The 14535-nt window shown below is 53.9% G+C and carries 9 protein-coding genes and 1 pseudogene; 3 read left to right on the top strand and 7 right to left on the bottom strand.

The window, feature by feature from the left end; genetic code table 11:
- Nucleotides 1–146: 146 nt before the first annotated feature.
- The 3 genes and pseudogenes from aepX to JYE49_RS12555 all read right to left on the bottom strand — a co-directional run bounded on the left by aepX (nucleotide 147) and on the right by JYE49_RS12555 (nucleotide 3051).
- Nucleotides 147–1427 (bottom strand): phosphoenolpyruvate mutase, encoded by a 1281-nt coding sequence (gene aepX, locus JYE49_RS15260; protein WP_369413344.1) that lies wholly within the window; start codon nucleotides 1425–1427, stop codon nucleotides 147–149.
- Nucleotides 1428–1772: 345 nt separating this feature from the next.
- A pseudogene (locus JYE49_RS15255) lies at nucleotides 1773–2153 on the bottom strand (phosphocholine cytidylyltransferase family protein); the annotation flags it as partial.
- A 112-nt stretch (nucleotides 2154–2265) separates the two neighbouring features.
- Nucleotides 2266–3051, bottom strand: a complete 786-nt coding sequence (locus JYE49_RS12555; protein WP_304583009.1) for a hypothetical protein — start codon at nucleotides 3049–3051, stop codon at nucleotides 2266–2268.
- Nucleotides 3052–3269: 218 nt separating this feature from the next.
- Here JYE49_RS12555 and asnS point away from each other — a divergent pair, with 218 nt between their 5' ends.
- The gene (gene asnS, locus JYE49_RS12550) at nucleotides 3270–4649 is read left to right on the top strand and encodes an asparagine--tRNA ligase (RefSeq protein WP_093957858.1); all 1380 of its coding nucleotides are present in this window, start codon (nucleotides 3270–3272) and stop codon (nucleotides 4647–4649) included.
- A gap of 557 nt (nucleotides 4650–5206) precedes the next feature.
- Nucleotides 5207–6769 (top strand): ribonuclease Y, encoded by a 1563-nt coding sequence (rny, locus tag JYE49_RS12545; RefSeq protein WP_093957857.1) that lies wholly within the window; start codon nucleotides 5207–5209, stop codon nucleotides 6767–6769.
- Nucleotides 6770–7044: 275 nt separating this feature from the next.
- Here the strand turns inward: rny and JYE49_RS12540 are convergent, their stop codons facing one another.
- Nucleotides 7045–8691, bottom strand: coding sequence for a glycosyltransferase family 2 protein (locus JYE49_RS12540; protein WP_093957856.1), 1647 nt, complete (start codon nucleotides 8689–8691; stop codon nucleotides 7045–7047).
- 132 nt (nucleotides 8692–8823) lie between these two features.
- Between JYE49_RS12540 and JYE49_RS12535 the strand changes: the two genes are divergently transcribed.
- Entirely contained in the window at nucleotides 8824–9735 is a 912-nt protein-coding gene (locus JYE49_RS12535; protein WP_093957855.1) for a helix-turn-helix domain-containing protein, read from the top strand.
- Nucleotides 9736–9820: 85 nt separating this feature from the next.
- On the opposite strand, the gene JYE49_RS12530 is transcribed toward JYE49_RS12535, so the two are convergent.
- The 3 genes from JYE49_RS12530 to JYE49_RS12520 all read right to left on the bottom strand — a co-directional run bounded on the left by JYE49_RS12530 (nucleotide 9821) and on the right by JYE49_RS12520 (nucleotide 14381).
- Nucleotides 9821–11059: an acyltransferase family protein gene (locus JYE49_RS12530; protein ID WP_093957854.1), complete on the bottom strand. Its 1239-nt coding sequence runs from the start codon at nucleotides 11057–11059 to the stop codon at nucleotides 9821–9823.
- A complete protein-coding gene (locus tag JYE49_RS12525) occupies nucleotides 11056–13020 on the bottom strand; it encodes a hypothetical protein (protein WP_093957853.1) in 1965 nt (654 codons plus the stop codon). Before JYE49_RS12525 ends, JYE49_RS12530 begins: the two co-directional genes overlap by 4 nt.
- A 188-nt stretch (nucleotides 13021–13208) precedes the next feature.
- The gene (locus JYE49_RS12520) at nucleotides 13209–14381 is read right to left on the bottom strand and encodes a hypothetical protein (RefSeq protein ID WP_093957852.1); all 1173 of its coding nucleotides are present in this window, start codon (nucleotides 14379–14381) and stop codon (nucleotides 13209–13211) included.
- Nucleotides 14382–14535: the final 154 nt, after the last annotated feature.

The raw sequence follows: 14535 nt of genomic DNA, 5'->3' as shown, positions 1-14535 counted from the left end.
CGCTATGTAAATCAATGTTTTCAGGATGTTTATCTGCCATTCTTCCACGTTTGGGATTCATCACGAAAAGGGTCCAAAAAACGTAGGGAAAAGTATCCGATTGGATTCTTTCCCCTGCGTTTTTCTTTTTGTCATATAACCTTTGATTATTCTTCGGGAATCAGCCGGATGATCTCCTTGAAGGGCATCAGCATGGCGTCGCACTCTTCCGCACGATGATTCTTCAGAATTGTTTCCGCGGCTTTCTGCATGGCGGGAACCTCCGCCCGCATCAGCTGATTGGCATAGATAATGATGTTCGCACCACGCGCTTTCCATTCTTCCTCCGTCACAGAGTTGAAAGAAGTGGGAACCAGCACGATGGGCGTCGTACTGTCCTTGGCCCGGAACTTTTCAATGAATTCCTGGATCTCGGAAGGATCCTTCTTCCGGCTGTGGATCATGATGGCATCCGCACCCGCTTCCGCAAAGGCAAAAGCGCGGGTCAGCGCATCCTCCATGCCCCGTTCCAGAATCAGGCTCTCGATCCGGGCGCAGATCATGAACTCCTTCGTCCGCTGGGCTTTCTTGCCAGCACGGATTTTTGCGGAGAAATTCTCGATACTGTCCTGCATCTGGACAACTTCCGTTCCGAAAAGGGAATTCTTCTTCAGTCCGGTCTTGTCCTCAATGATAATCATAGACACGCCCATACGTTCCAGTGTACGTACGGTATACACAAAATGCTCCGTCAGTCCGCCGGTATCGCCGTCAAAGATAATGGGTTTCGTGGTCACTTCCATAATATCGTCAATGGTCCGGAACCGGGAAGTCATGTCCACCAGCTCGATATCCGGCTTGCCCTTGGCCGTGGAATCACACAGGGAGGAAACCCACATGGCGTCGAACTGATGTGCTCCGCCGTTTTCGTGTACAACAGTGTTTTCCACGATCAGACCAGTCAGGCCGTCATGGGCCTCCATGACCGTTACCAGTCCTTTGGTATCCAGGACTCTCTTCAGCCTGCCCCTCCGGATATCCGGCATAGCCAGTTCTGCCCGTTCCCGGCGTTGAAGCTCTTTATACTTCTCATCCCGGCTGTAAGGGAACTCTACCAATTTTCCTCCGTAGGATTCCAGGATAGATACCACTTCGTCCCGGATTGGTTTCTGGAAACCTGTACACCAGTCGTCACCGTGAACTACAATGTCCGGATAATACTTTTCCAGATTCTCCCGGTAGCTGAGCGTCCGCTGCTCCACCACCCGGGATACCCCAGCGATGTTCTCAAACAGGCGCATCCGTTCCACTGCAGGCAGCAACGGAAACCGTTTATAGGAAGCCACCGCTTCATCAGACAATACGCCGATGATGAGCTTGCCCAGTCTGCGAGCCTTCCGGATAATCGCGATATGTCCACCGTGAATAATGTCCGTGGCAAAACACATATAAACCGTGCGGTTTTCAATTTTCTTCAGCCTGGCAGAAACCACTGCCAGGTCTTCCGGAGTGTCAATTTCGGCACACAGCAGATCTCCTACATCCAGCGCAGCAATGTTTGCTGCACCGTTTAGCTCATTCAGGGCATTTTCAGCATAGACTTTGGTATTGCCCGCCTCACAGAACGCAGAAATCTCATCCAGCCAGACCTTCCAATCTTCCCGATTCAGTTTATACAGGGCCTGCGCCTCCAAGGCATCCTCAAAGATATCTACCCCCACCTTCATCACCATGCCGTCCCGGATCTGGGCCTTGAAGTCCTTTTCCGGTAAGGGCAGGGTGGAAGAAACCGTCATGCAGGATGATTCGGAAGCCAACACTTTGTCAAAGACTTCGTTCTCAAAAACAAGATCACCGTGCATGAGAATAATGTCATCTTGCAGATACTCTCTTGCACAGTAAATCGAATAAATATAATTTGTTTTATCGTAAATCAGGTTCTTTACATACGTAAAATTCAAGGGGAGATCCAGTGATTTACAGTAATCCACCAGTACCTCGTCATAATACCCGGTGGTAATGACAACCTCTGTAATTCCAGCATCTGCAATCTGCGTCAGTTGGCGGGAAAGAATCGTTTGCCGGGAGGAAATCTCCGTCATACATTTCGGATGCTCGGAGGTCAGGGCACCCATACGACTTCCGAGCCCGGAATTCAGGATTAACGCTTTCATGCCTCAACCTTTCCCTGCCCTGGACTTTCCCGAAGCAGGTAATCCATTGGCAGTCGGCCATATTTTCATTGTGCATTATGCATCATGCATTATGCATTGATTTCATTCCGCATTACTGTAGAATGAAATATGTTCCCTCTTCCTGGTATTGGACAGACCAGTATCCGTGCTCATCCCAGACGCCCTTTGTTTCCACGATCGTTCCGTTCGACACCGGCGCCAGGGAGACCCTGACATCTGCATAAGCCTCCCGGTAGAACCGCAGATTGATACCTTCTCTGTCAGGATCTATTTCCTCCCCGGATCTGGAAACCAGGTTGACCGCTGCGAAAAAGCTGCCGTCCTCCCGCTCCGCGAGTTCCAGATATATATCTGCTTCAGCTTCCCATGTCTGGGTCAACACCTTTTTCACTTCAAGAGCTATGGCAACATTCCCGCTGTTTCCCCGGATCAGGGCTGTAGTAACATTGGAATTGTTCAGTGCCGCAAGATCCTCTCTGGACAGGGTCAGGAACAGCAGGCCGTCAATTTCAGTGTCTTCCTGAGCAAAAAGAGTCCGTTCTCCGGGATCATCTTTCCGCTGTTCCTGGCTCATCTGATTCTTTTCACGATATCCGCAAAGGGCACACTGCCCCTTTTTCATGCTGTGAGGACGGAATTCCTCCGCATAATCCACCGTTTCCTCGGAAAGAATCTCCCCACAATCCAGGCAAACCACCTGCACAGTAGCCGGTCCGTAAACCTTGTGAGAAGTAGCACTGACAGAAGTGTAAGCAGGGCTGTCAAAGAAAAAAATGATTTCCTTTGTATTCACGTGCAGGCATGACAGATCTGTCTGTGTCGCCACGTTCATCTCTTCTGCTTCCGCAACGCAGTACAGTGCAGAAAACATCAGCATAAGTAACGCAAATGCGAGTAATTTCTTCATGCTTCTGATACCGGAAACCTCCTTTTTCTCATGAAGGGTATAAACCTCCATGGTCTGTACATTTTACTTCTACTGATATCTTATAGTCAAGTATTGTTGTATTTCAACGGGTTTTGTGATAGAATTGCGGCATTATTCCGGACGTTCTGAACACCCGGAATAATAAACTAAAATGGAGGGACTCACACATGACTACCATCACCACCCGGGAACTGAAGGAACGCCTTCAGGAGCTACAGGGTCAGGAAGTGACCCTGCTGGGCTGGATCCGCAACCATCGCAAGCAGAAGAACATGGGCTTCGTGGACTTCTTTGACGGAACCTGCTTTAAGAATCCTCAGGTGGTGTACGATAATACCCTGCCGGACTTCGAAGCGGTGCAGGCCCTGCGGGTCGGCAGCGCTGTGAAGGTGACCGGCAAAGTCGTCCCCAGCTACAAGGATCCGGAAACCCCGGAAATCCAGGCCAGCGCCATCACGCTTGAAGGCGACTGCCCGGAGGACTATCCGCTGCAGCCCAAGCGTCACACCGTGGAATACCTGCGGGAGATTGCATACCTGCGTCCGCGGACACGCCTGTTCCAGGCCGTGTTCCGTGTGCGGAGCGTTGCCTCCATGGCCATCCACAGCTACTTCCAGGACAGGGGCTACGTTTACGTCCATACACCCCTGATCACCGGCAATGACGCCGAAGGCGCCGGCAACACCTTCACCGTTACCACCCTGCCCAAGGGTTCCACGGCGGATGCTTCCGAAGACTTCTTCGGCAAGCCCACCAGCCTGGCCGTTACCGGCCAGCTGGAAGGCGAAACCTTCGCCATGGCATTCTCCAAGATCTATACCTTCGGACCCACCTTCCGCGCCGAGAACAGCAACACCAAGACCCATGCCGCGGAATTCTGGATGATCGAGCCGGAAATTGCCTTCTGCGATCTCGGCCAGCTGATGGATCTGGAAGAAGACTTCCTGAAGGCCATCGTAAAGACCGTACTGGAGAAGTGCCCGGATGAGCTGAAGTTCCTGGATCAGTTCACCGGCGGCGGACTGCTTGATAAGCTGAACGCCCTGCTGACAAGCACCTGTGCCCGGGTTACCCACGAGGAGGCCATCACCATCCTGCGCAAGGCCATGGAGAACGGCACCGAGTTCAAGTTTGAGCCGAAGTACGGCGAAGATACCGCCAAGGAGCACGAGAAGTACCTGACCGAAGAGTATTTCCACAGCCCGGTCTTCGTCTATGACTGGCCGAAGGACATCAAAGCCTTTTATATGTATCAGAATGACGACCAGAAGACCGTCGCGGCCGTGGACCTGTTGGTTCCCGGCGCCGGCGAGCTCATGGGCGGCAGCCAGAGAGAAACCCGGTACGACCTGCTTACCAGGCGCATGGATGAGCTGGGTATCAACAAGGAAGAAATGTACTGGTACGTCAACCTCCGCCGGTACGGCGGCTGCACCCATTCCGGTTTCGGCATGGGCTTCGAGCGCCTGCTGATCTACCTCACCGGCGTGGACAACATCCGCGACGTAATTCCCTACTTCAGAACACCCATGAACTGTGATTTCTGATTTTAGAAATCTATGAAAACCTGACGGAGTGTGCGGTCACAGCACACTCCGTTTTCTATAAGTTGAAACCGCAGTGCTTCACTGATCCTTCACATATTTTTCAAAATCTTGACAATTGTCAGAACAGCCTGTAATATTATTATGTTCGGCTGTGCGGATTTTTGATCCGCTGCTGTTATCGATAGAGCATCCCCCAAATGTATCACCGTGAGTAGTCCTCACGATCTGTTTTCTTTCGGGCGGGCCTTCATTCCGTCAGTGACGGTGTCTGTCAGAGGCCATGCCAATCGGAAAGGTTTGGGCCTTCCCCTGGATTGCCATGACCTTTACGGTTGCATCCGCCCATAGTCTTCCGTACCGCGGCAGGCTTTATAGCCTGTGCCGCTATTTACGGAACAGATATGTTACGAACCGGGAAATCCCTCGGTCGAGGCAGTATACAGCCGTGCGAAGCGTTTGTTTTCGTACGGTTTTTTGTTTGCCGAAACGCGCATGGAAAGGGCTTTCCGGCGCATCTGAATATGATAATAAGATTCTGAAAGAAGGGGAGGGAATTTATGAGTCCTGTAATTGCCGCGGTCATCGCCGTGGTTGTGGGCGTGATCTGCGGTCTGCTCGGATATACCTACCGGAAGAACTTCACCGAAAAGAAAATTGAACGGACGGAAGACTACGCGAAGCGTCTGTATGATGACGCCGTCCGCAAGGCAGAAGACTACAAGAAGGAAAAAGTGCTGGAAGCCAAGGAAGAAATCCTGAAGGCAAAGGCAGAAAATGACCGGGAACGTGCGGAAAATGAACGGGAAATCCGGGAACGCCGCAACGAAATCCAGAAGAATGAACGCCGCCTGATCCAGCGTGAGGAAACCCTGGACAAGAAGGCCAGCAACCTGGAAACCCGTGAAGAAACCCTGAACAACAAACTGGCTGACCTGACAAAGAAAGAAACCGAACTGGAAGAGCTGAAAGCCAAGCAGCTGACCGAGCTGGAACGTATTGCCGGCCTGGACCGTGAAGCGGCCAAACAGCTGGTGATCGACCGGGTCCAGAAGGAAGCCTTCCATGACGCCGCCGCCCAGGTACGTGAAATTGAAACCCAGGCGAAGGAAGAGGGCGAAAAGAAAGCCCGCAACATCATCGCCATGGCCATCCAGAAGTGTGCCGCCGATCACGTGGCTGAAACCACTGTCAGCGTCATCAACCTGCCCAATGATGATATGAAGGGCCGGATCATCGGCCGCGAAGGCCGCAACATCCGCGCGCTGGAAACCGCGACGGGTGTGGATCTGATCATTGACGATACTCCCGAAGCCGTGATTGTTTCCGCTTTCGACCCGGTACGCCGGGAAGTGGCACGTATCGCGGTGGAAAAGCTGATCATGGACGGCCGGATCCATCCGGCGCGTATCGAGGAAATGGTCGAGAAAGCCCGGAAGGAAGTGGACAACCAGATCCGGGAAGCCGGCGAAAACGCCGTATTCGAGACCAACCAGCATGGTATCCATCATGAACTGGTCAAGCTGCTGGGCCGTTTGCGGTACCGCACCAGTTATGGCCAGAACGTCCTGAAGCACTCCATCGAGGTCAGCCATCTGGCCGGCCTGATGGCCGCCGAACTCGGCGCGGACGTCCAGCTTGCCAAGCGTGCAGGTCTGCTGCATGACATCGGTAAGGCTGTCGACCATGAGAGCGAAGGTACCCACGTCACCCTGGGCGCCGAACTCGCCCGGAAGTATCACGAGAACGCGGACGTGGTGCACTGCATCATGGCCCACCACAACGATGTGGAACCTCAGACCGTGGAAGCCGTACTGGTGCAGGCTGCGGACGCTATTTCCGCTGCCCGTCCCGGTGCCCGCCGCGAGAGTCTGGAGAACTATATCAAGCGTCTGGAGAAGCTGGAGGAGATCGCCAACAGCTTCAGCGGTGTGGATAAATGCTACGCCATCCAGAGCGGCCGTGAAGTCCGTATCATGGTGAAGCCGGAAGACGTGAATGACGACGGCATCAAGGTGCTGGCCAAGGAAATCGCCAAGCGCATTGAAGAACAGATGGAATATCCGGGACAGATCCGGGTCAATGTCATCCGCGAAACCAGAAGCACCGAATTCGCGAAGTAAGATTACAAACAAAAAACCCCGTAAGAGCCTCGCTCTTACGGGGTTTTTTGAATTCATAATTCACAATTCATAATTCATAATGATTATACTCCTCACCTATCCCAGGCGTATTGAGTAAACCCGATTGCCTGTTATGTCATTTCGACCGACCGAAGGGAGTGGAGAAATTCCAGCGTAAAGATGATAACGCTTTTTTATTTAATAGAAAACGGAGTGTGTGGTGATCGCACACTCCGTTAAGTAATAATTCTGAATTCTGAATTCATAATTCTGAATTAGAATTGATAGTTTGCTTTTTTCCTGCCGAACCGCCGGCTGTAACAGGGATCATACACGTCTTTACCCCACCGTTCCTCATACCGGGCAATGTCTTCCGGATCACGTTCATCACCGGACAAAAGCAATGAACAGGGTTCCTTCACCGCCTGCGCGTGGGGCGTAAAGACAAACCATTTCCCGCCTTGTTTCTGCCGCAGTCCCAGATCCGCCGCCGCCAGACCGCCCCGGTATCCCTCATCCAGGTCCAGCCAGTTTTCCCGCTTCACCATCAGGCAGCAGAGGCTCACTGCGCTGACGTTATGCACCTTGTTCATCATGTCATGCCAGCCGCCGGCTGTCACAAACATACCTTCGTTAATGCACTGCACCGTATGCTCCATGCCCAGGGCAAACCCGCCGTGGGTAATGTGCTTTTTCCGGTCCGTCAGTACCCCTGTCACACCGGCTACATCATCCCGCTGGGCATACATCAGCATCTCCCGGATGAAGTATCGATTCATTTCTGTAACGCCCGCATCCAGGATCAGCAGGTAATCCGCACTGCTGGTCCGCGCTGCCTCGTTGATGAGCGCAATCCGTTCCGTTTCTCCTGCAACAACAATGCTGCCGGTCAGATTCGGCCAGTCAGTCCGGAACTGCAGCTCCCCGAGGCATTCCTGGCATTCTTCTTCGCTGTCCCCGTGCACGATCGCTTCAACAGAAACATCTTCCGGAATCTCATACCACAGGCGGATTTCCTTGTTTACCGGTATAGCGTCTGCTTTCCGGCCAAGGACTGCCTCATGTTCCACAGCTGCCCTGCATCCGTTTTCAAGGCAGGTATACAGATCCGTATGGCTCTTGCTGCTGAATACTTCCCGCCAGCTGTACAGGATATAGGGAAGGTGCTCGATTTTATCCGTTTTTTCCGTCAGCCGTAGGAAAAGATCATGATCCTGGCTCCCGTCAAAACCTGCCCGCATTCCACCAACTGCCTCCAGAAGTAATTTGCGGATTACAGTCAGGTGACACATATAATTGTCGCTGATCAGGGTATCCGGACAATAGTCCGGTTTATAATGTGGATCCATATGCCTTCTGCCATTTTGGGTAATCCGGTTCTCATCGGAATAGATCACATCCGGATACTTCTCCACAATGCATTCTGCCATCCTCCACAGGGCGTCCGGAGTCAGCAGATCATCATGGTCACACAGGGCAATATATTCTCCACGCGCATATGTCACAGCCTCATTCGTGTTTCCGCTGATTCCCCGATTAGTTTTCCCATGAATTACCCGGAAACGGGGTTCATTTTCACTTTTTTCCTTCAGTACAGCCAGCGTTTCCTCCCTTGTACTCGCCCCGTTATAAAGCACAACCTCAAAGTTCAGGTAGCTCTGGCTTTCCAGGCTTTCAAGCAAATCACTGAGCATTTCCGGATCTGTATTGTAAACCGGAATCACCACGCTGATCAGCCCTGCAGAAGGCTGATTGTCCCGCTGCTTCTTCAGTTCTTCTGCCGATACGCGTTCCCGCATCCACCGTCGGTCATAACTGCCCAGCAGCTGCTGTGCTGCTTTCTGACCCAGGCGTTTCAGTGTATAAACGGTACCATGGCTCTGCTGGTATTTTCGAATTCTCTCAATCCCGTTCATGCTCATTCCTCAGTTTTCTGCAATATATGCCAAAATTGTCTTGAAATTCAAACTCCTGCGCATTGACAAACCTTCTGGCCGGCTGTATACTTGTTCCGTAATTTGTCATATTTGGTAAAGTTCTCAGGAGGAAATGCCATGCGTTCCTATCTACTGAAGGAGATCCCGGATCACCTTGCCGCCCTTGCGGTGGAAGGCTATCACAAGCCCGGAAGCCTTACCCAGGCCAGCGGTGCGTGGATCCACTCTGCCGGATCTTTCGTGCTGGAAAAGGGGACCTGGCCGCTCAATGCCCATGACCAGTGGGTCTGGCTGGCAGTTGAAAAAGGAAATATCGTCCTCTTCTGGGATAACCATGAGCTGGCTCTGTCCGCCGGTTCCACCTGTTTCCTGCCCGGCGGCGACAAGCGCTGTGAAATCACCACGGAGGAGGATACCCGCTGCCTGTGGATCGCACTGGAGGGGCCGCTGAGTCCCATGGTCGTCCGCAAGATGGGAGCTCTGCTCCACATGCCGCTTCGTCAGGGTGCCCTGCCCAGCCAGATTTATCTGGCGGAGCAGATCGTACAGGTGATTGTCCGCCACAGCGGTACAGCCGATGCAACTTACCAGCTGCAGCACCTGCTCTACGGTATGATCGCGTCCCACTGGGGACAGCCCGTGGCCATGGACGCCATGCTCTCACACGAAATCGCCAAGGTGGTGGACATGCTCCGCGCCAACCAGTACAAGGACAACTTCTCCCTGGCTGATATGGCCGCCATCTCCCGTATGCCCATGGAGACCTTCCGCAAACGCTTCGTGGCGGAAGTCGGTATGCCGCCGCTCAGCTATGTGCTCCACTGTAAGATGGAGCGTGCCAAGGAACTCCTGCGGGACCAGAACTGCTCCGTCCGCCAGGCCGGTGTGGAAGTCGGCATGCAGGATCCCTACCACTTCTCCAAGCAGTTCAAGCACATTGTGGGCATCAGCCCCAGCGCCTTCATGAAACAGGCCTCTGTGCCCAGCGCCACCATCCGCGGCGTCACGCCGAAGGTGAAGAAGAAGTAGTGCCGTTCCGGCAAATTCAGAATTAAGAATTCAGAATTCAGATTATCTGACTGATTCTGAACAATTCCGGTTTCCTGATTTCACCTCATTTTGCATGATTTCGTTTAGCCCGCAGTTTGTCGATCAGACGAGCTGCGGGTTTTTCTATGGCGTAGGTCACAAGCACCGCCAGCAGCAGGGAAAGCACGAAGGAGACCAGCGTGTACTGGTTCTGCCAGGGCTGTTCCGCGGCCATGTTCGGAGTATCGCTGACCGAAGGCGGGAACCGAAGGCGTTTCAGGTGGACGATCACGGTCTGGTGGATCAGGTAATAATTCATGCTGATCCCGCCCAGGAACCGGGTCACCCGGTTGCCCAGGAGCTTTCTCAGGGGGAAGAGCGCAAACGGGGCGGAAAGGATCAGCAGCGTAAAGAGGATCGCATAGACCGGCCGGTAAATCATCTGATTCATCTGAATCGTCGGAGTATTTCCGGAACGGGCCTGGAAGCGCAGCATCTGCAGCAGTCCGAAAAATGCCGCAGCAAAAATGAGGGTGGCCGGAATCTGCCAGGCAAAGGGCGTCTTTCCGGTTGCAGCCGCCTGCTGTTTAACCTCTTCCGTCCGGGATTCATCCGTTTTCTCCACGACAGCCAGTGCAGTCCGTTTCTCATTCAGCCTTACATACACCATGGCCGCCAGGATACCGATCACGTACACGTCCAGAAAGTTGATCAGCTGGTTTACCACCATGCTGTAATCCACCAGCGCCCACAGGCACCAGGCCCGGAAACCGAAGCATACCGCGCACAGGATGCAAAGGGTTACCACCGGTTTTTTCATCACGCCGCGGGCAATCAGCGGGAACAGGAGGTAAGCCTGCGTTTCAATGGCCAGCGTCCAGCTGGCCGCACCAAGCGGCGTCGCAATATAGGTGTCCCAGAAGAAGGTGAACGTGAACGTCAGGTGGGTCGCCACGTCCTTCACCAGGAACTGGGGAGTAGTATACAGCTTCCAGGGAATCGCGATTCCGAACAGCACCGCGAGAATGATGAAATAGTACCCCGGCAGGATCCGTCTTACCCGGCGGTAATAAAAATCCCGTGTATCCGGAGCGGGACCCTTCACGCGCATTGCTTTCGCATAGGGCAGAAACAGCAGAAAAGAACTGAGCAGGACTGTGCCGTCCACCCAGATATAACCGGAACGCACCAGGTAATCCAGGCTCCAGGAGCCAATCGCCGGCGAAAGCCAGCTCTGCTGCCAGATATGGTACCAGCTGACAATGAAAATCATCAGTACCCGCAGTCCGTCCAGTTCAGGAATCCGCTGTCTTCTTTCACTCATTGCTGCTCATCCTCAGTCACAAGGAAGGGGTCAGGAGCAGGGGTATCCATCGGTTCTGCCGCCGGCTGCTCAGGTTCGGCAGGAGCGGGAGTGGTTTCAGGGGCGGTTTCAGGAGTTTCTGCCGCGCCGTCCGCCTCCGGCGGTGCCGGCGTTTCGGGATAGGGATTGATCCCGGCCTTTTCACAGGCCTGCAGATACAGGTTTTCAATATCCCGGTACTGCCGTCTCAGTGACTGCCGGTCAAGGCTGCCCAGCAACTCCGCGGCTTCCGTCCACTCCTCGCGGCGCGTGGCGACCTTGGCCTTTTCATAGGTCGCCTGAGCCCGGATGGATCCGGTCTTTTTGTAATCATCCGGAATGTTCTGAAGCAGTTCCAGAGCCAGGGTAAACTCCCGGCTCTCCGCTGCCGCCGAAGCCAGGGCGTACCGGCATTCCCGGTCCCTGTCGTTGCTGTCCATGTAATCGGGAATGGAAGCAAACAGGCTCTGTGCCGTTTTGATATCCCCGGCGGCATAGTATTCATCTGCCTGCTCATAAGTCAGGGCTTTGCACCGTTCCTTGGCGTCAGACCAATCTCCGGCCAGCAGGAACTCCCGGCTTGCGCCATCCCTGTCCCCGGCTTCCAGCAGCCCTTCCGCCTTGTGATAATGGCATTCGAGGGTTATCTCCCGGCTGTTGAGATAGTCCGGGATACCGCTGAGTATTTCAATCACACCGTCCCAGTCGCCCTGTTCCATCTTTTTCTGCGCCGGTTTGTACAGACAGTCGGAAGCCTGTTCCCGGGCTCCGGGATATTCTCCCAGAGACAGGAAGATCGTCCGGGCTTCCTCATACTTTTCCTCATCCTTCAGCGCAGCAGCCTGGGCCATGCCGGCCTTCTGCTCCAGTTCACCTTTGCCTTCGTAGTCCTCCGGGAGAAGCAGCAGTGCTTCCTGTGCTCCCTGCCAGTCCCCCTGCTCCAGCAGCATCCTTGCCCGAAGCAGGTCGGTTTCGTTTGCTTTATCAATGGCTTCCGGCTTTCCCGGAATCGCCCGCAGGAGTGCGGACGCCTTTGCCATCGTTTCCGCGTCATTGCCGCTGTCCGCGGTCTCCAGGGCAATCTGCCAGTCGCACTCGGTGATCATTTCCTTCGCATTTCCGTAATCACCCAGCAGCAGGAATGTTTCTTTTGCACCGGCCGGGTTGCCCGTCGCCAGCGCTTCCCGTCCGGACAACAGCCTCAGCCACGGGGAAAGGCCGAAGAACGTGCCCGCGCACAATGCTACCGATGCGGCCATTGCGATCAGGATCCGGATCCGGGTTCCCTGGCGGGATTTCTTCTGCTGGTACTCTTCCTCGCGGATCCGCTGCAGGCGGATCGTATCTTCCCGCATGCTCCGACTGTTCAGGTCCAGCTGCCGTTCCCTCATATTGACCTGTGCTTCCACCGCTTCCGGACTGAAGCGTGAGAAGATCATTTCCTTCTGGCGGCCGCAACGGGCACAGAATTCCGCGTCTTCCGGATTCGGTCGGCCGCACACGCAGAGCCATAGCCCTTCCTGTTCCACCGGATAGCCAACGGCGGTTTCGCCCGCGGCATACTTCAGCTTCGTCAGCGCCGGGCTGACCGGCAGGGCATTCGATATGTACGCAATCGACTTGCCGGGCTCCCGCCGCCACACCTCGTTATCCGCAAACCAGACCTTTTCGATAACAACGTCGATGGAATGCAGTTCCTCCGACGGCGCGCACGGGGCTGTCAGCAGGAAGGTTGAATGGGGCCGCCCATTGAGCGCCCGCCCGCGATAGGCAAGGCGTTCCGTTTCCCCACCGTCCTCATCCAGCAGGCGCAGCAAAACCTCGACCGAGGCAATTACCCGGTCACTGAGGTTGAACAGGGTCAGGGTGGCCGCGGGGATCTCTTCCGTCGGCATTGCCGTCCGGAAAAGCTCAGCAGGACAACTTAAATCGATGTAATTCATAATTCTCTTAAATGTCTTTCGCGTTGGTATTCGTTTAATTCAGAATTCAGAATTAAGAATTCAGAATTATTACTTTTCCGCCAATTCCTTTATGATCATCATTTAAGCTTCGATACGGATTTTCCATCATATTGTTGCAGTTCGGTTAACCATAAATTCTGAATTCTGAATTCATAATTCTGAATTTATTACACTGTGTGTAATATGATTTCCGTCAGGAAATAATTATCATACTTAAGCAGCAGTTCGACCTGCAGGCCTTCGGGGGTATCCGTCACATAACGCAGGGTCATTGCGGAGAAATCATAGAAGGCAACGCCATATGGGGCCGTTCCTTCCGTTCCGTACAGCAGCTCCGTCATGTCTTCGCCCATTTCGTTTTCGCCGTTGCGGAAACGGTTGAAGTCATCACTGAATATGTCGCCGATCCGGACGCTCCTCGGTCCTTCAATACCGTCATCCAGGATCGTAAAGCTCAGAATTTCAGCGTCTTCTCCGTGCTCACCGCAGCGGAAAACCGCCTCATATCCATCTCCGTCGCAGCGCAGCAGCCAGGTACCGTCCTCGTTGTCAATAATTTCTGTTTCCGGTGTACCGGGCAGATCTCCGGGCTTCATGGTCACATAGGGCAAGCCGCCCACAATCAGTTCCTCCGCGTCCAGGACTGTCAGTTCCAGTCCGTTTCTGCTGGTTTTTACCGCCTCGTAATCCTCGCAGCCCGCCAGCTGAATCAGTTCGTTATAGAACTCCTCCGCCTGAGACGCATCCATCAGCTCTCCGCCCGCAGGATTCAGACCGCTGACCCGGATTGCGTTAACCGTACCATTTTCAAGAGAATAGGTAACTGCCGTACGGCAGGACATTTCCCCGTCGGATACCACCTCACCGTATTCCACCGTATTGATCCACTGTCCGTCTCGCAGGATCCGGCCGTAGGCAAAGCCGGCTTCTGTCTCCCGGAGATAAAGAATCGCGTCTTCCCGGGTGCCGGCCAGGTCCGCGTTATCCAGCGGAAACGCGGCAAGAACATCTTCCACCCGGCTGTTCATGCCGGTACCACGGAGCACATTCTCCTCATCGCAGTCAAAAACCAGCGTGTTGACCGGATTGTCTGCTGTCATTTCCGTGCCTTCCGCATAGAATCCGGCAGCTTCATACAGGAAGAAAGTTCCATCCTCACTTTCGGCATCCTCTCCGGTCGGATCATTCAGCAGCTCCTCGGTAAGCGCCTGCGCCCTGACACGTTCAAGCAGCTCATCCAGCTCCGCCGCTGTGACCACCTTCGTGTTCTCCTCCGCCGCGGCCGGCAGGATTAGGCACAGCATCACCGCAGTAAGAAGACACAGGATCCTTTTCATCATGATGGGTTCACTCCTCCCTGAAGGGTCTTTTTCTTTCCGCTCAAAAATGCGTATACACTGAAGATTATAACACAGCCCCATCATCATGACAACTCAATCCCCATCGCCACAAGATGTTGGGGCATTGCCAGATCAAGGTTTTCACTGTTACAAT

Source organism: Aristaeella hokkaidonensis (assembly GCF_018128945.1).
GTDB classification, from domain to species: Bacteria; Bacillota; Clostridia; order Christensenellales; family Aristaeellaceae; genus Aristaeella; species Aristaeella hokkaidonensis.
The sequence above is the reverse complement of the archived record's forward strand: the minus strand, read 5'-3'. Positions and strand labels throughout refer to the sequence as shown.